Source organism: Amycolatopsis speibonae (assembly GCF_042647925.1).
GTDB classification, from domain to species: domain Bacteria; phylum Actinomycetota; class Actinomycetes; order Mycobacteriales; family Pseudonocardiaceae; genus Amycolatopsis; species Amycolatopsis speibonae.
This window is the reverse complement of sequence record NZ_JBHRWK010000014.1, coordinates 243,409-270,088: the sequence shown is the minus strand read 5'-3', so window position 1 is coordinate 270,088 and position 26,680 is coordinate 243,409. Positions and strand designations below refer to the sequence as shown.

Sequence of the window (26,680 nt, the reverse complement as noted above, 5' to 3'; positions counted from 1 at the left end):
GGGGGTGGAGGTTCAGGCGCGGACGGCGGGCGCGACGGAGTGCGGGAGGACCTCGCCACCGTCGGCGGGCCGTTCGACGACGACCTCGACGCCGTCGTCGAACCGGTACGGCCTGGCCAGCAGGATCCCGCCGAAATGCCGCCTCATCCTGGACATCTCCGCGCGGACGGTGACGGTGCGACCGGCGTCGCCGAAGAGGTCGAACGACAGTTCCGACGCCGACCTCCCTTCCCGATGGCGTGCGAGGACGTACAGCATCTCCGCGTGCCGCGGGCTCAGCCGATGCGACCAGGCGCCCGCCGCGCCCGAGACGCGCAGCGTGCTCTCCCGCGCCGACCTCAGGTCGAGGACGACGCTGGTCGGCGGCGCGTCGTCGGACTCGGTGAGCCGGACGAGCCAGCCGCCGGGCAGCGGCTCCAGCAGGCAGTTCCCGTAGGTGGGCAGCCAGGCCCTGCCCGCGGTCACGTCGTTCGGCAGCGCGATCCGGCCTGCCGGGACGAAGCCCGCCGAGGCCGCGATCCAGCCGTGCGGATCGGCGATGACCGCCCGGCCCCGCACCTTGGTGAGGAGGGGCGAGGCCAGCCCGCGCAGCCTTTCGAGTTCCGCGAGGTGCGTGGTGCGCAGATGCGCTTCGGCGAGTTTCGCGACCGCGTCGACCAGGGCCAGCGTCGTCGGATGCACGGTGGAGGCCGGGCCGGAGAGGTCGACGACGCCGAGCAGCCTGCCGTCCCTCGGGTCGTGCAGCGGCGCGGCGGCGCAGGTCCAGTCGTGCTGGTTACGGACGTAGTGCTCGGCGGAGTAGACCTGGACCGGATGCCTGGCGACCAGCGCCGTCCCGATGGCGTTGGTACCGGCGGAGTTCTCGTGCCAGTCGACCCCTTCGACGAACCCGAGCGCGTCGGCGCGTCGGCGGACCGCGGTGCTGCCGTCACGCCAGAGGACGCGGCCGTCGGCGTCGACGACGGCCATGATGTGCGCGGCCTGTTCGGCGAGGCTGATCAGGCCGCCGCGCAGGGCGGGCAGGACGGCGGCGAGGCCGCTCTGGCGACGGCGGGCCTCCAACTGTTCCGGGACGAGCACGGGAACCGGCGCACCGCGCTCCGGGTCGAGGCCGAGACGGCGCATGCGCTGCCAGGACGCGCCGATGACCGCGCGCGGAGGACCAGGGAGCGCGGTTCCGGCCAAGGCGGCCTCGCGCATTTCCGCGAGAGCCCGCGCGTGCCGCCGCGGGTCCGCGCCGACCGGCAACGCCGCCTCCAGCTGCACCTGGCCTACTCCCTTGATCTGTTCAGGCCAGTGTGCCCGGGTATCCCGGCGTTCGGAAGGTCTCTGTGACCTGGGCGCCGCTCACCCCGTGAAGGGCGCGTCCGCCAGGTGGGAGGCGGGAAAGGCGCCCTTCGGCCGCCGTCCCAGGAGCAGGCCGGTCCTGGTGGCCTCGGCCATCACGGCGCGGACGTCGACGCACCACGGGCCGTCGGGCTTCAGCTCGACGAAAGCGCTCTCTCCCGGCTTGAGCACGAAGTGCGGCTGGCCGTCGAGCGCGATGGAGCCGCCGCCGGCGGCGAGGTCCACCCGGACCCCCGCTTCCAGCACGCTCCAGCCCCGGACGCCCACCGCCCGGACCTCGCCGGGCGCGATCGGCGCCTGCACGACGTACGGCGTCTCGTCGACCGGGCCGAGCGAGACCGCGACACCGTCCACAGTGGACTTCGGACTGGGGCACAGCCGTCCGGGGATGCTCGCCAGCCCGATCCCGTCCGGTACGGCGAACGTGCAGTACAGCTCGGTCAGCGACGCGGGGTCCCACCGGCTCTCCGAACACACGCTGACGTCGTTCAGCGCGATCTCACGACGGGCCTTCGTGACGACCTCGAGGACGGTCGCCCGGTTCGTGACCAGGTCCGCGTCCACCTGGTGGGTGGCCAGCAGCCCGGCGGCGAGCCCGGCGACGGTGGGCTCGGGAAGCGCGTCGGTGCTCCCCGTCGGCATCATGAGCATCGGGACGTCGCCGCAAGCCGCCGCGGCGGCCCGCATCAGGCCGTCGTCGCCGAGGCAGATGAGCACACTCGCACCCGCGTCCACCATCCGGCGGACGGTGCCGATGATCTTCCCCGCCTCGGTCCACACCATCACCCGGCCGACCCCGGCCACGCGGAGTGCCGAGCGCAGGCTCTGGATGTCACGCTCCGAAGCGGGGTTCGCCACGATCCCCGCAACCGCTTCGCCCACATGTCCTCCGCTGCCGCGCCAAGTCCCTACAAGGAAACGACTTCAGGGCCACGAAAGAAAGAGTTGCACGAGGTTGCATCGCCGGGCTAGGGGTCGAAGTGCCCGATTTCCGGTCAACCGCCGTCCGGCGGGCGAACATGACCAACAACGCGAGTTCGAGGACCAGCAGGATCCGTTCGGCCAGCCCGCTCACCGCGCGGGCGTCGACCAGGAACGTCCCCACGAAGACCACCAGCGCGGCGAACGCGGCGAAGGACCATCGCCGGGCAGTGCCGAGAACCAGCCCTGCCAGCGGCAGCGCGGCGAAGGCGGCGAGCGCGACATAGCGGTGGATCGCGCCGTGCCAGGTCAGCGGCTGGTCCAGCGGTTCCTGCGGGAACACCGCGAGCACGCACAGCCCGATGCCGAACACGGCGACGAGCCTGGCCGCCCACACCGCCCCCGAAAGCCGGACACCGCCCGCGACGGTCAGCGCGCCGAAGCCGGTGGCCAGCATGGCGACCCCGACGAGCCGCGCGCCCTGCCCGATGTGGACGTACTCGCTGAAAGTGGTGGCGAGCGGATCGACCGCGCCGGCGTTGACGATCTCGACATAGACCGCGACGACCGCTCCCGTGAGCAGCCACGCGAACGTGGACAGCCGGATCAACTTTCCGATGTCGTTCATGACGAGGAGCCTGACCGCGCGCCGCCGTCCGGCACATCGCGCCGAAGCGAGCAGTCCGGGTCACACCGTGGGGGACAGCGGATGTCCCCCAAGCGGGGATGTGCCCGGCCCGCGGCGTCGTTAGCGTCGGGACATGGCTTCGAAAGGCGGGTCCCTGGGCTGGGCGCTCCTCACCGGACGCGACACCGACCTCGAACCACCGTCGGCGTGGTGGCGCGGACCGGCCTGGGTCAAGGTCGTGCTCACCACCGCGGCGCTCCTCGTGACGGTGGGACTGACCTACGGCTCGTGGGCGCGTTACCTCGGCGGCGGCAGTGTGCCGCTGATCTTCTTCCTGCTGCTCCTGCAGCTCACGCCCCCCTTGCTCGTTCTGCGGTTCCCGCTGACGGCCGTCCGGATGGCGGCGGTGGGGATGGTCAGCTCGATCATCGCGATCCTCTTCCCCGCGCCCTACGCGCTGTTCGGCCCGACGCTGTCGGAGTGGCCGTTGCAGGTCCAGGTCCTGCCGTACCTCCCGGTGCTCGCGATGACGCTCGCCCGCACGAAATCCGGGCAGGGCTGGGGGATCTCGGTCATCGCGATCGCGCTCGCCACCGCGGTCGGCATCGTGCAGATACCGCGGACGGGCACGAAGACCCTGGTGTGGTCGTTGGTCGTGGTGGCCGTGACCATCGTGGCGGGCTACGGGATGCAGCAACGCCGCCGGGCGCTGGAGCAGGCCGACGAGGCCGAGCGCACGACCGTGGAAGAGCGGGCGAAACGAACGTCGTTGCAGGAACGCGCGCTGATCGCGAGGGAGCTGCACGACATCATCGGCCATCACCTGTCCCTGATCGCACTGCGGACCGACAGCGCGCGCTACCGCGTCCCGGACGTCTCCGAGGCCGCGCAGGAGGAGTTCCGCGCACTCGGCGTCGCGGCGAGGGAAGCACTCGACGAGGCGCGGCGACTGGTCGGCGTGCTGCGGGACACCGACGCCGAGCCGGAACACGAACCGCAGCCAGGGCTCTCGGAGGTGCCGTCGCTGATCGACGGCTGCCGGGCCTCCGGGATCGAGATCCGGGCGGAGATCTCCGGCGGGGATGTCCCCGCCATGACCGGACTGGCCGCGTACCGGATCCTGCAAGAGGCACTGAGCAACGCGGCCCGGCACAGCCCGGGGTCCACCGTGGACGTCGAGGTGCGACGGGCGCCCGGCGGGCTCACGGTCCTCGTCGAAAACGGGCCGCCCTCGCGGCCCGCCGCGCCGACGGGCGGGGATGGCACCGGCCTCGCCGGGATCGCCGAACGCGTTACGCTGATCGGCGGTACTTGCGAGACCGGGCCACGGGAAGACGGCGGTTTCCGGGTGGCCGTCACACTGGAAATCACGGGGGAAGCGTGACGTCCGTCTTCATCGTCGACGACCAGGCCATGGTGCGGGAAAGCTTCGCCAGCCTGCTGAACGCGCAGCCCGGCTTGGCCGTCGTAGGCCAAGCGGGTGACGGAATCGAGGCCCTGGCAGGCATCTCCGCCTTGCCCGCGCCGCCGGACGTCGTCCTGATGGACATCCGGATGCCGGTGATGGACGGTCTCGAAGCGACCCGGCGCCTGCTCGAAGGCGACGGCGAGAAGCCGAAGGTGATCGTCCTGACGACGTTCCATTTGGACGACTATGTCTACGAAGCGCTGCGGGCGGGCGCGAGCGGGTTCCTGCTGAAGGACGCGCCGTCGGCCGAGCTGATCACCGCGATCGGCGTGGTCGCCGCCGGTGACGCGCTCCTCGCCCCCGCGGTCACGAAGCGGCTCATCGCGAACTTCGTGGCGAGCGCGCCGGTTCCGCGGCCGTCCCCGGCGCGGTTCGACGTGCTCACCGAACGCGAGCGGGAAGTGTTGCGGTTGATCGCGAAAGGACGGTCCAATCCGGAGATCGCGGCGGACCTGGTGCTTTCGGCGCAGACCGTGAAGACGTATGTCGGCCGGATACTGGCGAAACTCGGGCTACGGGACCGGGCACAGGCGATCGTGCTGGCCTATGAGGCCGGACTTGTCGGCCCTGGCTGAACAACCCCGGCTGTGGCGACCCATGAAAAGCAGCAGGGCCGCCTCCCCGAGGGGGATGGCGGCCCTGCTGGGAAAACCTGGATCAGATCACGTTGACCGAGGTGGCCTGCGGACCCTTCGCGCCCTGCCCGATCTCGAACTCCACGCGGGCGTTCTCCTCGAGGGTACGGAAGCCGTTGCCCTTGATCTCGCTGTAGTGCACGAAGACGTCGCCGCCGCCGTTGTCGGGAGTGATGAAGCCGAACCCCTTCTCGGAGTTGAACCACTTCACAGTGCCCTGAGTCATAAAATCTCCATATGCAACACAAACAAACAGGAAGCCACGTCGGCAGCCCGGGTCATGACCAGACGGTTTGCTTCCCCGGAAACACGAGGAGACACTACGCCCGCTGAGTTCTGCGAGCGTGAACCAACACGAACACAAAAATCGAGACCTGGAGCAGTAAAGCACACCTCAGGCAGGCCGACAAGCGCCTTCATCCGGGTGTGCGCGGACACACTGTATCCTCCGCCGCCCGGCCCCGCGCGACCGGCCCTTTACCGCCCGGTTATTCGCCACTCGCCGCGCGCAGCGGCACATCGGCGCCGAACGGCGAACGGCGCAAAGCCTCCCGGTTCGTGGCCACGACGGCGATGTCGTGGGTCTCCGCGTCCGCGCTGAACTGCACCGGCACCACACCGGAAACGGACATGTCCTGTGGCTTCGTCTCGTCAGCCATGTTTTTCTCCCCTGTGTCAACACAACGCTCTATGTACTGCGTGCCAACAACTCACCGGCGAACGGCCGAGGCCGGGTGTTTCGGTGGCTCGGTGACCGCTCCGGTCCATATCGGACTCTCGGTGTTGCGGCGATTGTGCCACGGCCGACCGACAAAATCCGGTCCCCGCGGCCGAAACTCTGCCGAGTCGTCACCACATTCTCACCCTTTGGAGCAGGTGAAGGCGGCACCTCAAGGTTTTCTGTGTATCCCCTGAGAAAAATGTACCGTGCGGTAATCGGCGAACCGTGACCTTACTGTCCCCCCTGCTGCGGCCTCGCGGCGCCCAGCAGGGTCGTCAGCCGGATGTCCGGGGTCACCACGTCCGGATCCGTCCTGATGTCGATCACGCACGGCCGTTGCCGGACCAGCGCGCTCGCGATGATCGGCTCCAGCTCCTCGCGGTCGTCCACGGTGTACCCGGCGGCGCCGAGCCCGCGTGCCCACGACGCGAAGTCGGTGACGGGGACGGTGACCCCCGAGAGCCTCCCGTGCTTGCGGGCCTGGTGCACGGCGAGCGGGCCGTGCAGTCCGTTCTGGAACACCAGGACGGTCACCGGCACCCGGTAGCGGACGGCGGTCTCGATCTCCTGCCCGGTCATCAGCGCGCCGCCGTCGCCCGCCATCGCGATCACCGTCCGGCGCGGCTCGGCGAGTTTCGCCGCGACCGCCGCGGGGACCGCGTACCCCATGGCCGCGTTGCTCGGGCCGAGCTGGCTGCGCGGCGCGGTGAAACACCAGTAGCGGTGCATGAACTGGGCGAAGTTGCCCGCGTCGCTGGTCACGATCGCGTCTTCGGGCGCGAGCTTGCGCACCGCGCGGATGACGTCGGCGGGGTGGACGCGGGTGGCGCCGCTGGTGTCGGGCGGCGTCATGAAGGTGTGCACGGCGGCGTTCGCGGCCGACGCGCGGCGGGTCCGCGGCGAGGCGACGTCGCGCAGTTCGCGCAGGAACGGCTCGACCTCGGAATCGACCCGGAAGGTCAGGCCGCCGCGCCGGGCGGGCTCGATCCCGGTGCCGACCAGCACCAGGGTCTGCGACGGCGTCGGGTAGCGGAAGGACTGAGTGGTGACCTCGTCGAGCTGCGTGCCCAGCGCGAGCACGAGGTCGGCGCGCTCCAGCGCGTCGAGCTGCCGCGCGGGGATGCCGATGCCCAGGTGGCCGGCGTAGCGCGCGTGGTTCTCGGGGAAGGCGTCCTGACGGCGGAACGCGTTGTACACCGGGAGCGCGAGTTCGTCGGCGACGGCGATCAGCTCGTCCCGCGCCGCGCGGGCCCGGCCGCCGACGATCACCACCGGGTAGCGGGCCTCGTCGACCAGTTGCGCGACCGCCTCGGCGGTCCGGCCGAGCGCGCCGGTGGCGGGCGCCTTGACGGAGGCGACCGGTTTGGCCGAATCGAACGGGACACCCCAGAAGTCGGCCGGGACGGCGACGACGGTGGGCCCCGGCCGCCCTTCGCGGCAGCGGGTCAGCGCCTCGACCAGCAGGCCGGGGACCTCGTCCGGGGATTCGGCGCGACCGGTCCACTTGGCGATCGGCTCGAACATCGCCGTCAGGTCGGCGGTGGGCAGTTCACTGGTCGGACCGGGACTGGACGGCGGGTTCTCCAGCAGGACGACCATCGGGCTCTCGTCCTGGTACGCCGTCGAGACGCCGACCGCGAGGTTCGCCGCGTTCGGCCCGCGGCCTGCCAGCAGGACTGCCGGGTGTTCGGTGAGCTTGCCTTCGGCCTCGGCCATGAAGGCCGCGCCGGAGTCGTGCCTCGCCGAAACGAAGGTGATCGACCGCTCGCGTTGCAGCGCGTCGAGCAGATCCAGGAAGGACTCACCCGCCACCGCGTAGACACGCTGGATCTGCGCCTCGGTCAGGATCCGCACGGCCGTCTGGGCGACGGACGCTCCCGGTTGGTATCTAATGGGATTAGCTTAGGCGGGCGGTGATCGGTGCCGTCAAGCGATCTTCCGATTCCGGCAATCCCGGAGCGGTGGAATGTCCGATATCGGAACGTGTTCGAGCAAGGGAGCACGAAAACGTGACTTCAACCACCGCCGGACGTGAAACTGTTTTCACTTACGGTGCCCCGGCCCTGAAATACGGCACCGGATCGAGTGACGAGATCGGCTACGACCTCACCCAGTACGGCGCCCGGCGGGTCCTCGTCCTGACCGACGCCGGCGTCGCCGCGACGGGCTGGCCACAACGGATCGCCGAAGGCATCGAGACCTACGGCATCGAAGCGGTCGTCTTCGACGGCGTGCACGTCGAGCCGACCGACGTCAGTATGCGGAAGGCCGTCGACTTCGCCCGCGGACAGGGCGAGTGGGACGCCTTCGTCGCCGTCGGCGGCGGGTCGGCCATCGACACCGCGAAGGCGGTGAACCTGTTGACCAGCAACGACGGCGACCTGATGGACTACGTCAACGCCCCGGTCGGCGGCGGCCGTGCGCCCGCCGCGCCACTGAAACCGCTGGTCGCGGTGCCGACCACCACCGGGACCGGCTCGGAGAGCACCACGGTCTGCGTGCTGGACGTGTTGTCACTGCGGGTGAAGAGCGGCATCAGCCATCTCCGGCTGCGGCCGAGCCTCGCCGTGGTCGACCCGAGACTGACGGTCTCGCAGCCGCCGGAGGTCACCGCCGCGAGCGGGATGGACATTCTTTGTCACGCCGCGGAGAGTTACACGGCCAAGCCGTACACCGAGTTCGACCGGAAGCGCCCGGAGGACCGGGTTCCTTACTGTGGCTCGAATCCCATGGCCGACATGTTCGCCGAGCAGTCGCTGCGGCTGCTGTCGTGGGCGCTGCCCGCGGCCGTGCGGAACGGCTCCGACCTGAAGGCGCGCGAGGCGATGGCGCTCGCGGCGACGTTCGCCGGGCTCGGGTTCGGCAACGCCGGTGTGCACCTCCCGCACGCCAACGCGTATCCGATCGCCGGGCAGGTCCGGGACTTTCATCCCTCCGGGTATCCGGGCGAGGAGGCGATGGTGCCGCACGGGATGGCCGTCTCGCTGACCGCGCCCGCGGCGTTCCGGTTCACCTTCGACGCCGCTCCCGACCGGCACGAGCGGGTGGCCCGGCTGCTCGCGCCGGACTACGAATGGCCGGGCGATCTGCGGGATCACCTGCCCGCCGTACTGCGGCGGCTCATGCGGGAGATCGGGATCCCCAACGGGATCGGCGCCGTCGGCTACACCGAGTCCGATGTGGACTCACTGGTTTCCGGCACGGTGAAACAACAACGGCTGCTGGCGACGGCGCCACGCGAAGCGTCCGAAGAGGACCTCGCCGCCATCCTGCGGGATTCGGTGACGCTGTGGTGAACGCCGAGTACCCGAACTGGCAGACGGTTCCGTTGCGGTGGAAGGACAACGACGTCTACGGCCACGTCAACAACGTCGTCCACTACTCGGTGATGGACACCGTGATCAATACCTGGCTGATCGAACGCGGCGGGCTCGACATCGAAACCGGCGAGACGATCGGTCTGTGCGTGGAATCGCAGTGCAAGTACCACGCTTCGGTGTCGTTCCCGGGAGAGCTCGAAGTCGGCCTGCGCGTGGGACACCTCGGCCGGTCCAGTGTCCGCTACGAGGTCGGGATGTACTCGAAGGAGACGCTGATCGCGGAGGGGACCTTCGTGCACGTCTTCGTCGATCGGTCTTCGAGGAGGCCGGTCCCCGTCGAGGGCTTACTCAGGAGCGGGCTGGAAGAACTGCGCCCCGGGCTGGGGTAGCCGCGGCGACCACGCGTGCATGAGCTGGGCGTAGCGCGTGGACCGGTCCATGAGTTCGAGGTGGGTGCCGAGCGCGGTCTCCTTGCCGTCCATCACCAGGACCCGGTCCGCGCGCAGCGCCGACGACAGCCGGTGCGCGATCACCACCAGCACCCCGCCCCGCTCGGCGAACGCCCGTTCCGCGCGGGCTTCGGCGGGCGGGTCGAGGTGCGACGTCGCCTCGTCGAGGACGACGACGCCCGCGTCGCTCGCGAACACCCGCGCGAGCGCGATCAGCTGCGCCTCACCGGCGGACAGCGTGTCGTGCCCGATCTCGCCGTCGAGCCCGCCCAGCCGCGTCACCAGCGGTTCGGCGCCGACGGCGGCCACCGCGGCCAGCAGTTCGCCGTCCATCGCGGTCTGCGCGAACAGCCCGACGTTGTCCCGCACGGATCCCGCGAAGACGTAGGCCTCCTGCGGGATCAGCGCGACCATCCGGTGCCGCAGCGCCGCCGGGATCTCCCGGACCGGGGCCCCGCCGAGCAGCACCCGGCCCGCCTGCGGTTCGAGCATGCCGGTCAGGAGCCCGGCCAAAGTCGACTTGCCGATCCCGCTCGGCCCGACCACCGCCAGCCGCTCGCCGCGCCGCAGATGCAGGTCGAGGCCGCGGACCACCGGTTCCGCCGCCGCGCCCCAGCTGAAGGTCAGGTCGCGTACGTAGATCGCGGTCCCCTCGGGTTCGGCCGTGCCGTCGGCCTCCGGTTCGGCTTCCGCGGTCTCCGCCAGCCGCCGCAGCGCGACGATCAGCCGCAGCACCACGGTGCTCGCGGTCGCGGCGAGCCCCCGCAGCGCCGGCTGCATCGTCGTCGCCAGGTAGACGAGCGCGCCGAGCGCGGCCCCGGCGGTCAGCACGCCGTCCTTGACCATTCCGGGCGCCACCAGCAACGCCAGGAGCAGCGGCACGAACCCGCCGGTCGCGATCACCACCGCCCGGGCCGCCCCGGACCGCGCCACCCGCACGGCCGCCTTGGCCTGGGTGTCGATGGCGTCGTAGAGCTCAAGCGCGGCAAGGGGTTCGGCACCGCACGCGACGATGTCGCGCATACCGGACAGCGACGCGCCCGCGACCTCGGCGGTCCGCTCGTCGGCCAGCGCGAGCGCACGCTGACGGCGGGCCAGCGACGGGAGCAGGCAGGCGAACACGACGACCGCGACCACCACCGGGATCGCGACGATCAGCGCGAGCGAACCGGCGACGGTGAACAGCCCGGCCAGAGCCGCCACTGTCGTCACGATCATCCCGCGTGCCTGCACCAGGAGTCCGGCCGTGGCGTCGCGGACCACCTCGACGTGCTGGGTGATGCGAGCGACGCCGCTGGCGTCCGGCTGGTTCCGCGGCGGCGCCGGATCGTGCAGGACCCCGCGTACGACGGCGGTCACCAACGCGTCGCGCAACGGCTCGACGACCTTGCCGAGCTGATGCCACACCAGCCGTGAACCGAACGCGCCGATCACCGCGACCAGGCCGAAGACCGCAAGCCAACGCAGTCCGGTCCCTGGCCGTCCCGCGGCAAACCCCTCGTCAACCGCGAGTTCGACCAGGCGACCGGACAAGAACGCGGGCGCGCTCTCCAGTACGGAGCACGCCAGCAGGACCAGCCCGCCCCTCCACTGCCCGGCCAGCGCCGAACGGTAGAGGCCCCAGACGCTCACTGCTCGCCCTCGGTGAAAACGGCTTGGTAAGCCGGATCCCCCCACAGCTGTCCGTGCGGCCCGACCGCGCGGACCCGGCCGCCGTCGAGCCACACCACGGTGTCCGCCCGCGACGCGGTGGCCGCGCGATGCGTCACCACCACCCGGGTCCGGCCGGGCAGAGTGGCTTCGATCGCCGCTTCGACGGCGGCTTCGGTGACCGTGTCGAGACTGGCGGTGGCGTCGTCGAGGATGAGCACCCGCGGCGCGTGCGCGATCGCGCGCGCCAGCCCGATCCGCTGCGCCTCCCCGCCGGACAGCGGTGTTTCCGCCAGCGGCGTCCGGTAGCCGTCCGGCAGCCGGACGATCAGGTCGTCGACCTGCGCGGAGCGGCAGGCACCGCGTACGGCGGCTTCGCCTGCCCATGAGCCGTACCCGACGGCGTCGCCGATGGTCGCGCCGAGCAGCGCGGGCCGTTCGAAGGCGAACCCGACGACCGCGCGGAGTTCGTACGGCCGCAGCTTCTCCAGCGGACGGCCGTCGAGCACCGCCGTCCCCTCGTCCGGCGTCAGCAGTCCGCCGAGGACGTTGACCAGCGCGGACTTCCCCGAACCGGACCGGCCGACGACCGCGGTGAACCGGCCGCCCCGCACGATCAGGTCGACCTCGCGCAGGGCGCCTTCGACGGTGACCCCGCGCAGCTCCAGCGTGCCCATGCCGGGAACGACACCGAGATCGCCCGGTTCGGGCACCGGCGAGTCCAGCACCTCGTTGATCCTCCGCGCACACGACCGCGCGCGGGAAAGCGTGGTGAGCAAAGGAATCTGGGTGATCAGGCCCATGCCGAGCGCGACGTAGCCGAGCGCCGCGAGGACCTGGCCGACGGTCAGCCTGCCCTCCATCACGCCGAATCCGGCCGCCGCGAGCACCGCGAGTTCCACCGCGGGCAGCAGCAGGCCGGAGCGCCACACCATCCTGGCCTGCGTGCGCCACATCCCCCGGCCGGCGAGACTCAGTTTCGGCAGTGGCCGCAGCACGCGTTCGGCCTCGCGGTCGGCGGTGCCCGACGCGGCGATCGTGCGGAGCCCGGCGACGGCGTCGACCATCCTCGCCGCCAGTTCGCCGGACACCTCCTGATAGGTCAGGACGTCGTCGGCGGTGTTCTTCAGGTGGGTGCGCGCGAGCATCAGGCCGAACGGGATGCTGCCGAGGAAGACGAACGCGAGCCGCCAGTCCATCAGCGCGAGCAGGACGATGGAGCCGCCGGAGATCAGGGTGGTCGACCCGAGTTGCACGACGACCGAGGCGACCAGTCCAGCGCCGGTGCAGTCACCGGTGAGCCTGCTGATCGCGTCACCGTCGGCGAAGGCCGAACGGGTGCCGAGCGCGAGACAGCGGTCGGTGAGCTGGCGGCGCAACCACGCCGTCGCGTAGGCCGTCATCCGCGCGGTCAGGATCCCGCCGATCAGGCCGACGGCGATCTCGGTGACACCGAGGACGATCAGCCAGGAGACCTCGGGAAGGCTGGGACGTCCGGCCACCACCGCGTCGACAGCGGCCGCCAGCGCGCCGGGCAGGAGCAGTCCCGCCGCGGTCCCGGCGAGCGCGCTCAGGATCAGCGCGACCAAGCGGGGACGATCGAGCGCGGTCACCTTGACCAGCAGCCGATCGGCGGATCCCGCCATCCCACTCCTCAATCCGTGATCCCATCGAGATGAACCGGAAGGCAAAATGAAGAGCGCGGGAGCGGCGCACTTGGCCTGTGCCGCTCCCGCACCTTCGACTACCAGCTGGGCGAACTGCCGGAGATCAGTGGCAGGTCAGCAGGCTGATGGTGCTGTTGTTGCAGGAAGCGAGCAGGCTCAGGTTGCTGCCCCCGCCGCCGCCGCCGTGGCCACCTTCGAGGGCCTCGGGGGCTTCCAGGGCCTGCAGGTCGAGAACCAGTTCCATGGTGTTCCCTTTCATCGGTTACCTGTTTCCGCCGGCCGTCAGTGGCCGGTGGTCCGGGGGGACAGGAAAGGCAGCACGGCCTTCCCGTCCAGGGTCGCGGCGAGGGCGAGGAGCACGCCCGCGCCGCCGGTGACGACGTCCATCGACAGCCGCAGCAGCTGGTTGCCGGGGAACGCCAGGCCGTCCTTGTACGGCATCGCGTACCAGGCCAGCCGGGAAAGATGCAGGTCGATGGTGTCGAGGACGCGCTGATCCGGCTCGGAGCCCATCGAGAGCGCGGTCATCAGCCCGCATCGGCCGAAGAAGAGGCCGGGATGGATGACGAACTCGCCACGGCAAGCTTCCCGAAGGCCGGGGAGGCTCTTCAACGACTTCGCGTCCGGGCGGTACTTCGCCAGTTCCTCGGCGACCATGAGGATCCCCGCGCCGCCGACACCCACGTAGGGCAGCGTCCTGGATTCGCCGTCGCGGACCTGCAAAGAGCCGTCGTCGGACTCGACGCACTCCTCGATGTCCCGCTCCAGCGCCTGGTCGGCGAAGGACAGCCAGCCCTCTTCGCGGGTGCGCTCGAACAGCCGGACGAACAGCAGCGCGGGTCCGGACCAGCCGTTGAGCAGGCCTGCCCTGGCGAATTTGCCGGGCGGGGCAGCGGTCTCGAGTGCTTCGGCGAGCCGGACCGCGGTGGCGAGCGCCTGCCTGCCGAACTCGTTGTCCTTGCGGGCCACCGCGAAGTGCAGCTGGGTGAGCCCGATGCCGGACAGACCGCCTTCGAGGCTGTGGTCGGTGGTCTGCTCGACCAGCGTCGCCGACGCCGCCAGCAGCTTGGTGGCCTCCTCGCGATATCCGAGTTCTTCCAGGACATACGCGATTCCGTACGAGCCGTCGTAGAAACCGGGGCGATCGGGCGGATCGCGGCGGACCGAGTCCAGCAGCCAGCGTTCGTGATCGGGATACCGCTCCCCGCCGACCGCGTTCAAAGCGTGGAGGACACCGGCCGCGCCGTAACCGAAGCAGGCTCCGCCGACCCGGAACTGCTCGATGTCGCCGGGGAAGAGCCGGTCGGTGCGCTCGGGGGTCGCGGAGGCGAGGATCCCCTCCGTGAGCTGCTTGCGGACCAGCGCCCAGTCGGGCTTCTCCTGGTCGAGTTCGGTCGAAGCGCTCCGCGGCTGGGCGTTCCGCGGCGCGAGCTCGGCGACGATCGCGTCGGCGTAGCCCTCCGGGACGTCGAAACGCCGCTGGACGAAGTCCGCGAGCCCGCGCAGCTTCGCCGGGGCGAGCTCGAGAAGCGTGGTGAGCGGCAGGAAGATCCACAGCTTCAGCACGGCGATCGCGTAGTCGTCGATCTCGAACCCGTTCCGGTCCCGCGGGGCGCGGAACCCGGGTGCGCCGAGCGCCGGTCGCTTGCCGCTGCCGGCGTCCGTGGCCATCTCGAAGTCGATCAGCCCGATCTCGTCGTCGTCGCCGTCGACCAGGATGTTCATCGAGTGCAGATCACCGAAGACGATCCTGCGGCCGTGCACCTCGTCGACCATCCGTGCCACGCGGTCGACCAGCGCCAGGGCTCGCTCGGTGTAGGCGACGATGTCGGCCTCGGTGCAGTCCCGCCGGGTGAGCGGGTAGTTGCGGGCGAGCCAGCTGCCGAGGGAAACGCCCGGCATGTACTCCATGGCCAGGAAGTGGTGCTCCCAGACGGTGAACCGGTCGTAGGCCGCGGGGATGCCCTCGATGCCCTTCAGCCGCTCCAGCACCTCGTGCTCCCAGCGGAGCCGATCGACCGCGTCGATCTCGTCGCGGTCGAGGCCGGCGAACGGCCTGGCCTCCTTCAGGACCACCTGCTCGCCGTCGGCGTTCCGGTCGGCGAGGTACACGCCGCCGCCGTTCGAGAAGTGCAGTGAACTTTTCACCCGATAGGGGAACTGATCCACGCCGCCGCTCTTGCGAGCTGCGAGATGAGGCGCGAGGAACTCCGGAATCGTCACCCAGCCGGGTACCGAGAAGGTCGACTCGCGCTTATCCGGGACCAGCGTTCCGTCCGGTTTGCGCACCGCGAGGACACGTTTTCCGTCGAGTTCGACCCATTGTTCAGCGAATCCGCCATAGCGGACGTAGAGCGGCCCGGCACCATACCGAAGATCACTGAGAATGTAGGCGCCGGGTTCCCCGTCGAGCTTCGCGGACAACTCGGCGAGCACACGCTCCAGCTCGTCGTTGTCAGCTGGATAAAGAGTCAGTAACTTGCCGCTTCCGTCACGCGGAGCGTATTTGGAATTCCTGGCCAGCAGCGTGCTCCGCGAACGCAGATGCTTGTAGGACAGAGTGCGCTCGAGACAATGCTCGTGCACCTTCACGAGCACTCGCTCGGCGTTTCCCAACCCTGCCGAAACGTGGATTTTCCAGCCTTGCAAGGGAAGGTTCCGAGCAACAGGGTGCATCATCCGCCACACTCCACGCACCCCGGTCCGCCAGCCTGACTCGGGAGCGGGCAACAGGGAGGCGAAATCGTCGGCGACGTCCCCGTTTTCCTGCTGCTCGTCGAAGAACAGCGGATCGGCGAAGCAATACGCTTCGTACCGGACGTCCATCGAGCGCCCCCTCCTTGGCACCAATCGGATGGGCCATGTGCACCATCGCGATGGGGAATATTCCACCCGTCGGATACCGAACGGCCAATCCGCCATACCGGGGGTTCGGATGGGCTGTTCAGGGACGTGAATTTGAAACCTACCGAATGGTAGGGGTACCCAGCGTGAGATCAACTCGGTTTTCAACCACCCGGTCGGTGTGTAACAGGAACGTATCTGCGACGTAATCCCTGGTCCCGGCGCCGATCACAATAACGCGCCACCGAATTGGCGGAGCGCCAACCCGGTGCGCTTCGTGATCTATTCACCCGAGGTCTGGACCACTGCTCGCTTCGTGGCGCCCGCCACGCGGCCGACCGGTCGCCCGTCGGCGGTGATCGGCCCGGAGGTACGTTGTCGCCGGTGGAGCAGGTAAGGAGGCGGGCGTGATCACAGGCTTCGCGGTGACCGTCGCGATCTGCGCGGCGCTGGTCGCGGCGTGGAGTTTCGTGCAGTCCGCGCGTAAAAAACTGCCGGACAACGCCTTGCTCGCCGGCCTCGCCGTCGTCGAACTCCTCCTGGTCGCCCAGCTCGTCATCGGCGTCGTACTGCTGATCGGCGGCGGCCGCCCCGGCAGCATGGCCACCTATCTCGCCTACCTGATCGGCAGCCTCGTCGTGCTCCCGCTCGGGACGTTCTGGGCGCTGGCCGAACGCACGCGGTCGAGCACCGCGATCCTCGGGATCGCCTGCCTCGCCATCCCGGTGATGGTGCTCCGGCTGCACGAGGTGTGGGCGGGCGCCAGTGCCTGAGGAAACCGAGGAGAACACGGTGGACACCGCCGCGGAAACCCATCCGGACAAGACCTCCGGCCCGGGACGGATCCTGGTCGCGGTGTACGCGATCTTCGCGCTGGCGGCGACCTCACGCGCCGCCGTGCAGATCGGGACCAAGTTCCACGAGGCCCCGCTGGCCTACGCCCTCTCCGCGTTCGCGGCCGTCGTCTACCTCCTGGCCACCGTGGCACTGGCCCGCCGCGGCGCGGGCTGGTGGCGGGTCGCGCTGGTCGCCTGCGGGATCGAACTGCTCGGCGTGCTGACCGTCGGCACGTTCAGCCTCTTCGACCGCGAGGCCTTCCCGCACGCCACCGTGTGGTCGGTGTACGGGCAGGGCTATCTCTTCATCCCGCTGGTGCTGCCGGTGATCGGGTTGTTCTGGTTGCGGCGGACGAAGCCGTAGCGGACCTGCGTTTGGTCTCGTGAGTGGCTAGGACGGTTCCGGCGGGCCGGCATTTGATTACCGCTGGGATCCGGTGTCTTCGTGCTGGGCGGAAGGTGCGACCCAGCACTTTCCTGACTCGCCATCTTCGCCCAGGTCAGGCGTAGGTAGACGCATATTGGACAACGGAAGATCCGGGACACGCGACGCCCCCATCCTCCGTTGATCAAGTTCAGGAATCGGGTGGCCCCGCGACGGTGGAGGATTGGGGACGTTGAGTGTCCCCAATCCTCCACCGTCGCTCGGGCCTCCGCTGGGATCGTGCAGGTCAGCGGCAGGTAGGCGAAACCGGCCCGCTCCACCCCGTCCCAGCCACTCACGAGACCAAAAGCGGTCCGCGCCCCTCACTCTTACTTTTCGAAGCAGCCTTTTTCGTTGAGCGGGCCGAACGAGGGCAGGATCAGCCCGCACAGGTAGCCGTCGATCCAGTGCCCGTTGCCCGCGACGTTGGTGAGCACCCGGATCGCCGGGGCGAACGCGGCGATCCCCTTGGCCAGCGAATCCTGGTTGCGCTGGAGCATCGACGTCAGCCTGTCGAGTTGTTTGAGCACCGGCCCGAGTTGCCCGTCGTTGTCGGCGATGATGCCGTCGAGGGCGGTCGCGAGCCGTTTCGACCCGTCGAGCAGGTCCTTGATCGCCTGCTGCCGGGTGGAGATCGCGCGCAGCAGCGCGTTGCCGTCCTCGATCAGCCGCTGGGCCTCGGTGTCGCGGTCGACGAGGGTCTGCGAGACCTGCCGCGTGTTCGCCACCAGCGTCCGGAGCTGCCGGTCGCGGGAGGCGATGGTGCCGGAAAGCTTCGAGATCCCGTCGAGCGCGGCGCGGACGTCGGCGGGCGTGTCGGCGAAGGTGGCCGAGATGGCGTCGAAGCTCTTCGCGAGCTGGTCGACGTCGATGGCATCGACGGTCTTCGACAGATCCCGAAACGCTTCAAGGACGTCATACGGCGCGGTGGTCCGCCGCAGCGGGATCGCATCACCGGGATCGAGGATCGCTTCGCCACGCGGGTCGAGCGCCAAGTACTTCTGCCCCAGGACGTTCTTGATCCGGATGGACGCGCTCGTGGCGTCGCCGAGCCAGGCGTCCTTCACCCGGAACGAGACGAGCACGCGATCGCCTTCGAGGTCGATCTCGGAGATCTTGCCGACCTTCACCCCGGCTATCCGGACGTCGTTGTCCGCGCGAAGCCCGCCCGCGTCGGAGAATTCGGCGGAATAGGTGGTGCCGCCGCCGATCACCGGCAGGGCGTCGGCGTTGAGCGCCGCCGCCATCCCGAGAGCCATCGTGGTGAGCCCGGCGAGCGCCATCTTGACCGGATCCACCGCGCCGAAGGATCTCATCGCCTCACCTCGCAGGTCACGAGCGGCAAACTCTAGGGGCCACCCCTGTCCGTCGCCAGGCGAAACGTTGCACCGATCGGGTACTGTCGTCTGTCCATTATGGACAGTCGCGCTAGCGCCAAAGCGTGTCCGCGGTCCCCCGCGCGACATGCTCCTCGTAGACCTCGACCTTCCTGCCGATCAGCTCCAGGCAGTCGGCCAGCTCGGCGATCCGGTCGCGGACGGTGGCCTGATGGTCCCGCAACAGCTCCAGCCGCTTCTCCTCGTTGCCCGGCCCCTGCCGGACGAGCTCCGCGAACTCGCGGATCGTGGCGAGCGGCATCCCGGACGCCCGGAACTTCGTGCAGTTCACCAGCCATTCGACATCGTGCTCGGTGTACACGCGGCGGCCGTTCGCGTCCCGTTTCACCGGTGCCGCGAGCAGCCCTTCCTTCTCGTAGAAGCGAAGCGCGTGCACGCTGAGGCCCGTCCGGTCGGTGACCTTGCCGATCGCGAGTTCCGTCACCCGGCCGACGATAGCGTTTGACCTGGAGAGCCCTCTAGCTCCTAGCGTTCGCCACATGACCACCTCACAGCACAAGATCGGCTCCGGCTTCGGCGCGCGCAGTACCGCCGCGGAAGTCCTGAACGGGATCGACCTCTCGGGCAAGCTCGCCGTCGTCACCGGCGGGTATTCGGGGCTGGGCCTGGAAACCACCCGTGCGCTGGCGAACGCCGGCGCGCACGTCGTCGTCCCCGCCCGCCGTCCGGCCGACGCGGAGGCCGCCCTCGCCGGGATCTCCGGCACCGAGGTCGGCGAACTCGACCTCGCCGACCTGACGAGCGTCGAGGCCTTCGCCCGCCGGTTCCTCGGCACGGGACGCTCGATCGACCTGCTGATCGCGGGCGCCGGGATCATGGCCGCGCCCGAACGGCGGGTCGGCCCCGGCTGGGAGTCGCATTTCGCGATCTGCCACCTCGGCCACTTCGCCCTGGTGAACCGGCTCTGGCCCGCGCTGACGGCGGACGGCGGCGCCCGGGTCGTCGCGGTGGCCTCCTCCGGTCACCATTCCTCGCCGATGCGCTGGGACGACGTCCACTTCGAGCGCGGCTACGACCGGTGGCTCGCCTACGGCCAGGCCAAAACGGCGAACGTGCTGTTCGCGGTGCATCTGGACAAGCTCGGCGCCGACCACGGGATCCGCGCCTTCAGCCTGCATCCGGGCGCCATCCTCACTCCCCTGCAGCGGCATCTGCGGCAGGAGGAGATGGTCGAGCGCGGCTGGATCGACGAGCACGGGAACCAGGCCGACCCGGCTTTCAAGTCGCCGGAGCAGGGTGCGGCCACCCAGGTCTGGGCGGCGACGTCACCGCGGCTGGACGGCATGGGCGGGCTCTACTGCGAGGACTGCGACGTCGCCGAGATCGCGCCCGAAGAAGGCGAGTGGGTGGGTGTGCGCCCCTTCGCGATCGACGCCGGCGAGGCCGCCCGGCTCTGGGAGCTTTCGGACGGCCTCACCGGTGTCAGTTCCAGAACTTGATCTCGGGGTTGCCCGCCACCGGCCCGACCAGCAGCGGCTGACGGCCGCCGCGCAGGTTCTTGTCGAAGAAGGCGGACACGTAGGCCCTGGTCAGCACCATTCCCCGGTCGCCGCCGAGCGTGCCGGGCGGGGTCAGGCCGAGCTGCTCACCGAGCACGCCGACGTCGGTGAAGGAAGCGTGCCCGGCCGCCGCGACGCTGATCCAGCGCTTCCAGCCGGTGAGGTTCGGCCAGCTGCCCGCCCAGGTCGTGTCCGGACCGGCCGGGGTGTACTCGCTTTCGCGGCCCAGCAGCAGGAACGGCCGGTCGATCCCGGCCGCGGGAATCGGGGACCACAGCCTGCCGTCCAGATCGGCGCCGGCGCGGATCCGCTGGTCGGCGACCATCGCCGTCGGCGTGCTGTACCCGCCGATCGAATGTCCTGCCATGCCGATCCGCGTCCGGTCGATCAGCCGGGACCACGGCGACGAAGGCGCGGTCAGCGTGTCGAGGACGAACGAGACGTCCGTGGCGCGGATCGGCGGGATCAGCGTGGATTCGGATCCGCACGCGGCGCATTCGGTGACGTGCCCGTCGGGGAAGGCGGTGCCGTGGGATTCGTGGTTGTGGCCGATCAGCGCGACGACGAAACCCTTGCTCGCCAGCTCTTCCGCCAGCCCGGTGAGCGTGGTGCGCGGTTTGCCGAATCCCGGCGACAGGACGACCAGCGCGCGCTTCCCTGGCTGGGGCGGGGCGTCGACCCTGGCGCTGGTCCGGATCCCGGCGACCCGCGCGGGGTCGACGTCGGGGACACCGGATTCGGTCAGGAACGCCTTGGCCTCGGCCAAGGTGAGGTACGGACGTTTCGGGCCGAGCGGCAGCAAGGCGGGGTAGAACATCGACACCATCAGCTCGCGCGGCCCTGTCGGCACCCACGGGTCCTGACGCGCGGAGTCGACCAGGTGCAGGTCGGTGGAACCGACCGGATGCGGGCCGGTCGGCGGCGGCAACGTCAGCCGAGGAGCCGCCGAAGCAGGACTCGCCAAGGACACCATGGCGGACAAGGCGGCCAGTGCGACGAGAAGCCTTCTCATGAGGATTCCGTTTCTGTCGAGGATCTTCCGCCGCCCAGCCTGCGGCCCGGCGTCGTGTTCGCGCGTCTGCCGCAGGTCGTATCCCGATGTCTGCCGCGAGGCGGATCCGCTGCGCCCGATCCGGGATTACGCTCGGCTGGTGCCGGCCATCCTCAGGAGTCACCCGAAGGCAGTGGACGTCGGGCTGACCGTGCTCATCGGACTGTCCACTGTGGTCTCCGCTGATGACCCCGAGGGCTTCGGATGGTGGCTGACCTCCTTGGTGGCCTTGGCTTCCTTGCTGATCCGGCATCGCAATCCCACGATCACGTTCGCGGCCGGGGCGGTGGTCTCCCTCCTGCATCTGGCCATGGGCAACGATCTCCGCCCGGTCGACGGCGTGGCGTTGGTCGGTCTCTTCTCCGTCGCGGCGTGGGGTTCGCGGCGGGTCTCGCTCGCGCTGCTGGCGGCGGGACTGCTCGTCGCCGGAGCGTGGTCGTTCCATTCCGCCGAAACGAATTCGCGGACTCCGGCTCCGATACCGCCGCGGATCATCATCATCGATCCGCTGGCACCCCCCGACTTCGACGCCGACCACCGCCAGGTCCAGGACTGGGGCGGGTTCCCCGGCATCGGGCTGTCGCTCGCGGTGGCCTGGCTGGCCGGGCTGAACACGCGGCAGCGCCGGATCCGCCTGGCGGTGCTGGAACAGCGGGCCGCCGACCTCGAACGCGAGCGGGACTCCCAGGCCGCGCTGGCCGTGGTCGCCGAACGCGGCCGGATCAGCCGCGAACTGCACGACGTCGTCGCGCACGCGCTTTCCGTGATGGTGTTGCAGGCCCAGGGCGCCCAGGCGGAACTGGAGCGGCGGCCCGAACGGGCGCGGGAGGCGCTGGACGCCGTCGTCGGCACCGGGCGGACCGCGTTGAGCGAGATCCGGCGGCTGCTCGGCGCGCTCGGCCAGGACGAGCCGGACCGGGAGCCGCAGCCCGGCGTGGAACGCTTGCCGCGGCTGGTCGCCGACGTCCGTTCCGCGGGCACCCCGGTCGACTTCCGGGTCGAAGGGGAACCCCGGCCACTTCCGTCCACAGTGGACCTCGCGGCCTACCGGATCGTGCAGGAGGCGCTGACGAATGTGCTGAAACACGCCGGTCCGGGCGCATCGGTGACTATCGTGATGCGATACGGGCCTGGCGTGCTGGAGATCGAGGTGACCGACGACGGCAGCGCGGTGGAACCGTCCGGCGGCGGGCACGGCCTCGAAGGGATGCGGGAACGGGTGAACGTACTGGGCGGCACCTTCGAAGCGGAGCCGCGGCCGGATCGCGGCTTCGCCGTCCGCGCGACCCTGCCGACATGACGATCCGAGTGGTCATCGCCGACGACCAGGCGCTCGTGCGCACCGGCCTGCGGATGATCCTGGACAACGCGGAGGACATCGACGTCGTCGGCGAGGCGGGCGACGGCGCGGAGGCCATCACGCTGGTGAAGGACCTCGATCCCGACGTCGTGCTCATGGACATCCGGATGCCCGGGATGGACGGCGTCGAGGCCACCGCCGCGATCGCCGCGGCCCACCGCGCCCGGGTGCTGGTGCTGACCACCTTCGACCTCGACGAATACGTCTACGCCGCGCTCCAGGCGGGGGCCAGCGGCTTCCTGCTGAAGGACGCGCTCGCGCCGGACCTGCTCTCCGGCGTCCGCGTCGTCGCCGCCGGTGACGCCACGCTCGCGCCCACCGTCACCCGGCGGCTGCTCGACCGTGTCGTCACGGGCCTGCCCGCCCCGGTGCAGGACGGCAGGCTCGCCCTGCTCACCGGGCGCGAACACGAGGTGCTGCAGCAGCTGGCCCGCGGCCTGTCCAACGCCGAGATCGCGGAACTGCTGTTCCTCTCGCCGGGGACGGTGAAGACCCACGTCGGCCGCATCCTCACGAAACTCGGGCTCCGGGACCGTGTCCAGGCCGTCGTGTTCGCCTACGAATCCGGGATGATCAGCCGCTGACCGGGGCGGGCGCGCGCCAGTGCTTGCCGCGGCGGGGCCGCCGGTGCTGGCCGCGCCTGCCGAGGTCGCCGAGGTCGCCGGCGGGGCGGGCGGCGAACTGCGCGGCCGTGATGCCCATCCGCACCAGGTACTTGATCTCGCCGCGCACCACTTCGGTGTCGCGCAGCCTGCCTTCCTCGCGGAAGCCGAGGCCGCCGTGCAGCGAAAGCGACGCCAGGTTGCCGCCGTACACGGTGACCTCGCATTTGCGGAAGCCGCGTTGCTCGAACATATGCGCCAGGAGGACGGTGATGGCGTCCGTGGCGTATCCGCAGCGTTGGTGGCGAGGGGCGATCCCGATGCCGTATCCGAACTGGCCGGCCACCGGGTCGGCGCCGATGGTGCAGACCGAACCGACCAGCATCCGGCCGCGCACCGTCTCGATGCCGAAGTGGATGTCGTCGCCCGCGGACCCCGAACGGTGCGAGGCCCAATGCCGGTGCCCGCCGCCGATCAGCGTCGTCGCCTCGCGGGCCATGTCGCGGTCGAAGCCCATCAGGACCCGGCGGTCCCGGAGACCGACCTCGCGCAACCGCACCTTCCGCCCGACCTGCTCGGGTTCCAGGGCGGAGTGGCTCACCGCGTCCGGCCGCACGGGTGCTCACGAACGATCACAAGCATCCCTCGACGATATCGGTAGTGGCGAGGCACGTCGTCGCGGGCCCGGACGGGCGCCGCCCCTGGAACCGGCCGCAGTTCCCCGCCGTCGGCTTCCCGGCGAAGCGCTCGGCCAGCCAGTTCGCCGCGTTGCCCTGGGCGGCGGTGATAACCAGGACGTGGGAGAAGACCGGGCTGAACGACGGGATGTCCTGGAAGCGCACGTCGGCGCCCTTCGCGCACCAGTCCTTGCCGAGCTGCTTGCCGATGCTCGACGGGATGACGTCGTCGTTGGGCGTGTGTTCGACCAGCACCGGCGCCGCGGGCTTGAGCGTCCCGACGCGGTTGGCCGCGATACCCACGGGTGAGCCGGCCGAGAGCCCGGTGCCGGGCAGTCGGTCTTGAGCACGTCGCCGTTGCCGCCCGGCGGAAGCGGTGACGGCGGATCGTGGAAACCGGGTTCGGCGCCGGCGGGCGCCGCGCCGAAGGACAGCAGGGCGGCGGCGAGACCGGCTGTCACCGCGCTGGACATCAGGGCACGCCGACGGGCGACGCGGGAAGAAAAGCGCATGCTGAACTCCACTGATGAGTTCGGGTCGACTCCCACCGGACCGGCGAGAGAAAGCCCGCAGTGGAGGCACGCGGAGAGGTCGCCAACCCGCGATTCCGGGCCTTGTCAGGTCCCTGAGCACGGGTTTCGGCGTTTTGTGATCCGCTGCCGGGTCCCGAGCCGCGCGGGCCGATCGGCGGCCCGGAAACGCCCGAAGGCCCCCACCCGGATCGGATGGAGGCCTTCGGCGTGGAGAAAAGTCAGATGGCGACGACGCGCTGGGCCTGCGGGCCCTTCTGACCTTGGCCGATCTCGAACTCGACGCGCTGCCCTTCGTCCAGGGACTTGAAACCGCTGCCCTGGATCTCCGAGTAGTGCACGAAAACGTCCGGTCCGCCGTCGTCCTGAGCGATGAAGCCGAAGCCCTTTTCGCCGTTGAACCACTTAACGCTGCCCTGAGCCATACTTTTTTACCTGCTCTTCATAGCGAGTCTGAGCCCATTCGATGCCCCGATCTCGCCGTCCATTGTGGCAGGTCTTGCGCCGGAGCACACGCCGCCATCCCAAATTCGAACAAATTCGCAGGTCAGCGTCACCCTTGGCGCGTCGGCCGGATGGTCAGATCGCCGATTTCGACGTCCTCGGGCTGGTCGATCGCGAAGGCGATGGCCCCGGCCACCGCCGCCGGGTCGATCCCGAAGCCGGTGTCGCCGACGAGCTCGGTGCGGACGTAGCCGGGCGAGATCGAAGTCGTCCGCAGCGTCCCGTCGGTGTTCTCCTGCCGCAGGCCCTCCAGGAGGGTGCGGACCGCGTTCTTCGTCCCGGCGTACACCGCCTGGGTGGGGACGATCCGCAGGCCGGCCGTCGAGACGACGGTGACGAAGTGGCCACCGCCCTGCTCCCGGAACACCGGCAGGGCCGCCGAGATCCCGTGCAGGATCCCCTTGAGGTTCACGTCGACCATCGTCGCCCAGCTCTCGACGTCCAGGTCGGCGAGGGGGCCGAGCTTGGCGATCCCGGCGTTGCCCACGAAGACGTCCAGGCGGCCGAAACGTTCGAGGGCGAGGGCTACCAGCGCCTTGAGATCGCCGGGATCGGTGACGTCCACGCGGGTGGCGGCCGCCTCACCGCCGTCGGCCTCGATCTCGGCGACCAGGCTGTCCAGCCGGTCGGTGCGGCGGGCGCCGAGGACGACGCGCGCGCCGCGCGAGGCGAGGTGACGAGCGGTCGCCTCGCCGATTCCGCTGCTGGCGCCGGTGACGGCGACGACCTTGCCGTGAAGGGTCATGAACATCCTCCGCCTAGAGTGGACACATGTCCGGTTACTCCGACCACCATAGCGGACACGTGTCCGCTTCTGCCGAGAGCGGCGGCGCGCGGCGTGCTGACGCCCAGCGCAACCGCGAACGGATCCTTGAAGCGGCGCGTGCCCTCGTGCACGAGCCGGGAGAGCTCAAGCTCAACGCGGTCGCGAAGGCCTGCGGCATCGGCCAGGGCACCCTGTACCGGCACTTCCCGACCCGCGAGGACCTCCTCGCCGAGGTGTACCGCCGGGAGGTGGAAGACCTGGTAGCCGCGGCTCCGCGGCTGCTGGCGGCGCACCGGCCGCCGGACGCGCTGGCGGCGTGGTTCGACCGGGTGGCCGCCTACGCGAGGGTCAAACGCGACGTGTTCGCGGCCGTCGAGGCGGCGACCTGGCGCGACCTCGCCGCCCACAGCCTCGGCCCGATCGGCGAGGCGGTGGAACTGTTGCTGGCCGCCGGGCGCTCGGACGGCAGCCTCCGAGCCGACGCCGAAGCACGCGACGTCATCGTGCTCATCAGCTGGCTGACCCGGCTGGACGACGCCGAACTCGACGCGCGAGGGCCGCGGTTGCTGTCGATCCTCGTCGACGGGCTTCGCGCACGGGCTTGACCTGTGATTCCGGGACCAGGAGGACTGGTGCTCACGATCGGCCGGCTCGCGGCGACTGCCGGCGTGACCGTGCGCACCGTCCGCGATCAGGACGGCGGCCGCTCCGGGTACCGCGAGCTGGTCGTCTCCCGATCTCGGAGGCGTCACCGGCGTGGCAACGCGTCGTCGACGAGCTCACTCACCGCGCGCGGACGCGAAACCGCAGGTGAGTAGCGATCCCCGCGTCAGGCGCGCCCTGTGGGATCAGCTCGCCCAGGTGACCGGCGAACAAGCCGGTCCCCCGCCCCAGCACCACGGGGGCGAGATGGAGATGGACCTCGTCGAGCAGGCCCGCGCCGAGCAGTTGCCCGGCGACGTCCGCACCCATCACCAGGACGTCCTTGTCCCCGGCGGCGGCTTCGGCGCGCCGGACAGCGGTCTCCATCGCGTCGAAGGCGAACGTCCCGCCGTTGTCCCCGAGGAGGTCTTCCCTGGTCCGATGGGTGACGACGAAGCTCGGGACGCCGGGCCACGGCGTCCCGCCCCACGGGCGCAGACCGAGGTCGAAGGTGCGGCGCCCGATCACAGTGGCCCCGACCCGCGCGTTCACCTCCTCGAAGGCGCGGGCGTCGGCTCCGTCGCCGGCCATCCAGTCGTGCAGCCGTTCGCCTCCGTCGCCCATGGGCTCTTCGGCCCGGACGTCCGGCCCGGCGGTGAAGCCGTCCAACGACATCGACACATCCAACACCACCTTGCTCATCACAAGGCCTCCTTCGCTTCCGATGCTTTCAGAGGAAGGG

28 protein-coding genes are annotated in these 26,680 nt (G+C 70.2%); 10 read left to right on the top strand and 18 right to left on the bottom strand.

The features are described from left to right. Positions 1-12: 12 nt before the first annotated feature. From ACFOSH_RS09250 to ACFOSH_RS09240, 3 genes are all read right to left on the bottom strand, one after another. On the bottom strand, positions 13-1,266 hold the full coding sequence (locus ACFOSH_RS09250) for a GAF domain-containing protein (RefSeq protein WP_378238313.1): 1,254 nt from the start codon (positions 1,264-1,266) through the stop codon (positions 13-15). Between the two features lie 81 nt (positions 1,267-1,347). Next, positions 1,348-2,229 (bottom strand): ATP-NAD kinase, encoded by an 882-nt coding sequence (locus ACFOSH_RS09245; RefSeq protein ID WP_378238312.1) that lies wholly within the window; start codon positions 2,227-2,229, stop codon positions 1,348-1,350. Further along, positions 2,180-2,896 carry a DUF998 domain-containing protein gene (locus ACFOSH_RS09240; RefSeq protein ID WP_378238310.1) on the bottom strand — a complete coding sequence of 239 codons (717 nt, stop codon included), beginning with the start codon at positions 2,894-2,896 and terminating at the stop codon, positions 2,180-2,182. Before ACFOSH_RS09240 ends, ACFOSH_RS09245 begins: the two co-directional genes overlap by 50 nt. 133 nt (positions 2,897-3,029) lie before the next feature. Here ACFOSH_RS09240 and ACFOSH_RS09235 point away from each other — a divergent pair, with 133 nt between their 5' ends. Both ACFOSH_RS09235 and ACFOSH_RS09230 read left to right on the top strand, forming a co-directional pair. Then, a complete protein-coding gene (locus tag ACFOSH_RS09235; protein WP_378238309.1) occupies positions 3,030-4,280 on the top strand; it encodes a sensor histidine kinase in 1,251 nt (416 codons plus the stop codon). Continuing rightward, positions 4,277-4,939, top strand: a complete 663-nt coding sequence (locus tag ACFOSH_RS09230) for a response regulator (protein ID WP_378238308.1) — start codon at positions 4,277-4,279, stop codon at positions 4,937-4,939. The genes ACFOSH_RS09235 and ACFOSH_RS09230 overlap by 4 nt, the downstream gene beginning before the upstream one ends. 82 nt (positions 4,940-5,021) lie before the next feature. On the opposite strand, the gene ACFOSH_RS09225 is transcribed toward ACFOSH_RS09230, so the two are convergent. The 3 genes from ACFOSH_RS09225 to ACFOSH_RS09215 form a co-directional block, all read right to left on the bottom strand. After that, positions 5,022-5,225, bottom strand: a complete 204-nt coding sequence (locus ACFOSH_RS09225; RefSeq protein WP_037319152.1) for a cold-shock protein — start codon at positions 5,223-5,225, stop codon at positions 5,022-5,024. 262 nt (positions 5,226-5,487) lie between these two features. Next, complete coding sequence (locus tag ACFOSH_RS09220) at positions 5,488-5,658, bottom strand: hypothetical protein (RefSeq protein WP_378238307.1); 171 nt, start codon at positions 5,656-5,658, stop codon at positions 5,488-5,490. A gap of 293 nt (positions 5,659-5,951) precedes the next feature. Beyond that, on the bottom strand, positions 5,952-7,613 hold the full coding sequence (locus tag ACFOSH_RS09215) for a thiamine pyrophosphate-binding protein (protein WP_378238814.1): 1,662 nt from the start codon (positions 7,611-7,613) through the stop codon (positions 5,952-5,954). A gap of 116 nt (positions 7,614-7,729) precedes the next feature. Between ACFOSH_RS09215 and ACFOSH_RS09210 the strand changes: the two genes are divergently transcribed. Both ACFOSH_RS09210 and ACFOSH_RS09205 read left to right on the top strand, forming a co-directional pair. Next, on the top strand, positions 7,730-9,016 hold the full coding sequence (locus ACFOSH_RS09210; protein WP_378238306.1) for a hydroxyacid-oxoacid transhydrogenase: 1,287 nt from the start codon (positions 7,730-7,732) through the stop codon (positions 9,014-9,016). Beyond that, positions 9,010-9,429: an acyl-CoA thioesterase gene (locus ACFOSH_RS09205; RefSeq protein ID WP_378238305.1), complete on the top strand. Its 420-nt coding sequence runs from the start codon at positions 9,010-9,012 to the stop codon at positions 9,427-9,429. The genes ACFOSH_RS09210 and ACFOSH_RS09205 overlap by 7 nt, the downstream gene beginning before the upstream one ends. Here the strand turns inward: ACFOSH_RS09205 and ACFOSH_RS09200 are convergent. From ACFOSH_RS09200 to lanKC, 4 genes are all read right to left on the bottom strand, one after another. Then, positions 9,385-11,121 carry an ATP-binding cassette domain-containing protein gene (locus ACFOSH_RS09200; protein ID WP_378238304.1) on the bottom strand — a complete coding sequence of 579 codons (1,737 nt, stop codon included), beginning with the start codon at positions 11,119-11,121 and terminating at the stop codon, positions 9,385-9,387. The two genes, ACFOSH_RS09205 and ACFOSH_RS09200, sit on opposite strands and share 45 nt — an antisense overlap. Next, entirely contained in the window at positions 11,118-12,785 is a 1,668-nt protein-coding gene (locus tag ACFOSH_RS09195; protein WP_378238303.1) for an ABC transporter ATP-binding protein, read from the bottom strand. Before ACFOSH_RS09195 ends, ACFOSH_RS09200 begins: the two co-directional genes overlap by 4 nt. A 124-nt stretch (positions 12,786-12,909) precedes the next feature. After that, complete coding sequence (locus tag ACFOSH_RS09190; protein WP_378238813.1) at positions 12,910-13,050, bottom strand: SapB/AmfS family lanthipeptide; 141 nt, start codon at positions 13,048-13,050, stop codon at positions 12,910-12,912. Between the two features lie 38 nt (positions 13,051-13,088). After that, the gene (gene lanKC, locus ACFOSH_RS09185; protein ID WP_378238302.1) at positions 13,089-15,632 is read right to left on the bottom strand and encodes a class III lanthionine synthetase LanKC; all 2,544 of its coding nucleotides are present in this window, start codon (positions 15,630-15,632) and stop codon (positions 13,089-13,091) included. 425 nt (positions 15,633-16,057) lie between these two features. Between lanKC and ACFOSH_RS09180 the strand changes: the two genes are divergently transcribed. Beyond that, positions 16,058-16,423, top strand: a complete 366-nt coding sequence (locus ACFOSH_RS09180; protein WP_378238301.1) for a hypothetical protein — start codon at positions 16,058-16,060, stop codon at positions 16,421-16,423. Continuing rightward, positions 16,416-16,850: a hypothetical protein gene (locus ACFOSH_RS09175; protein ID WP_378238300.1), complete on the top strand. Its 435-nt coding sequence runs from the start codon at positions 16,416-16,418 to the stop codon at positions 16,848-16,850. Before ACFOSH_RS09180 ends, ACFOSH_RS09175 begins: the two co-directional genes overlap by 8 nt. A 389-nt stretch (positions 16,851-17,239) precedes the next feature. Here the strand turns inward: ACFOSH_RS09175 and ACFOSH_RS09170 are convergent, their stop codons facing one another. Beyond that, positions 17,240-18,226, bottom strand: a complete 987-nt coding sequence (locus ACFOSH_RS09170; protein WP_378238299.1) for an MCE family protein — start codon at positions 18,224-18,226, stop codon at positions 17,240-17,242. Between the two features lie 112 nt (positions 18,227-18,338). Beyond that, positions 18,339-18,731, bottom strand: a complete 393-nt coding sequence (locus ACFOSH_RS09165) for a MerR family transcriptional regulator (protein ID WP_378238298.1) — start codon at positions 18,729-18,731, stop codon at positions 18,339-18,341. A gap of 55 nt (positions 18,732-18,786) precedes the next feature. Here ACFOSH_RS09165 and ACFOSH_RS09160 point away from each other — a divergent pair, with 55 nt between their 5' ends. After that, a complete protein-coding gene (locus ACFOSH_RS09160; RefSeq protein ID WP_378238297.1) occupies positions 18,787-19,746 on the top strand; it encodes an SDR family NAD(P)-dependent oxidoreductase in 960 nt (319 codons plus the stop codon). Here ACFOSH_RS09160 and ACFOSH_RS09155 read toward each other — a convergent pair. Continuing rightward, positions 19,730-20,818 (bottom strand): alpha/beta hydrolase family protein, encoded by a 1,089-nt coding sequence (locus tag ACFOSH_RS09155; RefSeq protein ID WP_378238296.1) that lies wholly within the window; start codon positions 20,816-20,818, stop codon positions 19,730-19,732. The genes ACFOSH_RS09160 and ACFOSH_RS09155 overlap by 17 nt on opposite strands. Before the next feature lie 139 nt (positions 20,819-20,957). Here ACFOSH_RS09155 and ACFOSH_RS09150 point away from each other — a divergent pair, with 139 nt between their 5' ends. Together ACFOSH_RS09150 and ACFOSH_RS09145 are read left to right on the top strand one after the other, a co-directional pair. Next, entirely contained in the window at positions 20,958-22,157 is a 1,200-nt protein-coding gene (locus ACFOSH_RS09150) for a sensor histidine kinase (RefSeq protein WP_378238295.1), read from the top strand. Continuing rightward, positions 22,154-22,801: a response regulator gene (locus tag ACFOSH_RS09145; RefSeq protein ID WP_378238294.1), complete on the top strand. Its 648-nt coding sequence runs from the start codon at positions 22,154-22,156 to the stop codon at positions 22,799-22,801. Before ACFOSH_RS09150 ends, ACFOSH_RS09145 begins: the two co-directional genes overlap by 4 nt. Here ACFOSH_RS09145 and ACFOSH_RS09140 read toward each other — a convergent pair. The 4 genes from ACFOSH_RS09140 to ACFOSH_RS09125 all read right to left on the bottom strand — a co-directional run bounded on the left by ACFOSH_RS09140 (position 22,791) and on the right by ACFOSH_RS09125 (position 25,275). Continuing rightward, positions 22,791-23,435: a GNAT family N-acetyltransferase gene (locus ACFOSH_RS09140; protein ID WP_378238293.1), complete on the bottom strand. Its 645-nt coding sequence runs from the start codon at positions 23,433-23,435 to the stop codon at positions 22,791-22,793. The two genes, ACFOSH_RS09145 and ACFOSH_RS09140, sit on opposite strands and share 11 nt — an antisense overlap. Positions 23,436-23,451: 16 nt before the next feature. Further along, positions 23,452-23,799, bottom strand: a complete 348-nt coding sequence (locus tag ACFOSH_RS09135; RefSeq protein WP_378238292.1) for a lipase family protein — start codon at positions 23,797-23,799, stop codon at positions 23,452-23,454. Positions 23,800-24,247: 448 nt separating this feature from the next. Then, positions 24,248-24,451, bottom strand: a complete 204-nt coding sequence (locus ACFOSH_RS09130) for a cold-shock protein (protein WP_005149851.1) — start codon at positions 24,449-24,451, stop codon at positions 24,248-24,250. A 128-nt stretch (positions 24,452-24,579) separates the two neighbouring features. Continuing rightward, entirely contained in the window at positions 24,580-25,275 is a 696-nt protein-coding gene (locus tag ACFOSH_RS09125; protein ID WP_378238291.1) for an SDR family oxidoreductase, read from the bottom strand. A gap of 26 nt (positions 25,276-25,301) precedes the next feature. Here ACFOSH_RS09125 and ACFOSH_RS09120 point away from each other — a divergent pair, with 26 nt between their 5' ends. Beyond that, positions 25,302-25,901: a TetR/AcrR family transcriptional regulator gene (locus ACFOSH_RS09120; RefSeq protein ID WP_378238290.1), complete on the top strand. Its 600-nt coding sequence runs from the start codon at positions 25,302-25,304 to the stop codon at positions 25,899-25,901. Between the two features lie 178 nt (positions 25,902-26,079). Here the strand turns inward: ACFOSH_RS09120 and ACFOSH_RS09115 are convergent, their stop codons facing one another. Next, complete coding sequence (locus ACFOSH_RS09115; RefSeq protein WP_378238289.1) at positions 26,080-26,640, bottom strand: dihydrofolate reductase family protein; 561 nt, start codon at positions 26,638-26,640, stop codon at positions 26,080-26,082. Positions 26,641-26,680 lie beyond the last annotated feature (40 nt).

Bases quoted from the DNA above. Each gene is read 5' to 3' on its own strand.
- ACFOSH_RS09155 (WP_378238296.1), bottom strand. From the start codon at position 20,818: ATGAGAAGGCTTCTCGTCGCACTGGCCGCCTTGTCCGCCATGGTGTCC.
- ACFOSH_RS09130 (WP_005149851.1), bottom strand. From the start codon at position 24,451: ATGGCTCAGGGCAGCGTTAAGTGGTTCAACGGCGAAAAGGGCTTCGGC.
- ACFOSH_RS09160 (WP_378238297.1), top strand. From the start codon at position 18,787: ATGACCACCTCACAGCACAAGATCGGCTCCGGCTTCGGCGCGCGCAGT.
- ACFOSH_RS09240 (WP_378238310.1), bottom strand. From the start codon at position 2,896: ATGAACGACATCGGAAAGTTGATCCGGCTGTCCACGTTCGCGTGGCTG.
- ACFOSH_RS09190 (WP_378238813.1), bottom strand. From the start codon at position 13,050: ATGGAACTGGTTCTCGACCTGCAGGCCCTGGAAGCCCCCGAGGCCCTC.
- ACFOSH_RS09145 (WP_378238294.1), top strand. From the start codon at position 22,154: ATGACGATCCGAGTGGTCATCGCCGACGACCAGGCGCTCGTGCGCACC.
- lanKC (WP_378238302.1), bottom strand. From the start codon at position 15,632: ATGGACGTCCGGTACGAAGCGTATTGCTTCGCCGATCCGCTGTTCTTC.
- ACFOSH_RS09195 (WP_378238303.1), bottom strand. From the start codon at position 12,785: ATGGCGGGATCCGCCGATCGGCTGCTGGTCAAGGTGACCGCGCTCGAT.
- ACFOSH_RS09115 (WP_378238289.1), bottom strand. From the start codon at position 26,640: ATGAGCAAGGTGGTGTTGGATGTGTCGATGTCGTTGGACGGCTTCACC.
- ACFOSH_RS09125 (WP_378238291.1), bottom strand. From the start codon at position 25,275: ATGACCCTTCACGGCAAGGTCGTCGCCGTCACCGGCGCCAGCAGCGGA.
- ACFOSH_RS09220 (WP_378238307.1), bottom strand. From the start codon at position 5,658: ATGGCTGACGAGACGAAGCCACAGGACATGTCCGTTTCCGGTGTGGTG.
- ACFOSH_RS09235 (WP_378238309.1), top strand. From the start codon at position 3,030: ATGGCTTCGAAAGGCGGGTCCCTGGGCTGGGCGCTCCTCACCGGACGC.
- ACFOSH_RS09225 (WP_037319152.1), bottom strand. From the start codon at position 5,225: ATGACTCAGGGCACTGTGAAGTGGTTCAACTCCGAGAAGGGGTTCGGC.
- ACFOSH_RS09120 (WP_378238290.1), top strand. From the start codon at position 25,302: ATGTCCGGTTACTCCGACCACCATAGCGGACACGTGTCCGCTTCTGCC.
- ACFOSH_RS09170 (WP_378238299.1), bottom strand. From the start codon at position 18,226: ATGAGATCCTTCGGCGCGGTGGATCCGGTCAAGATGGCGCTCGCCGGG.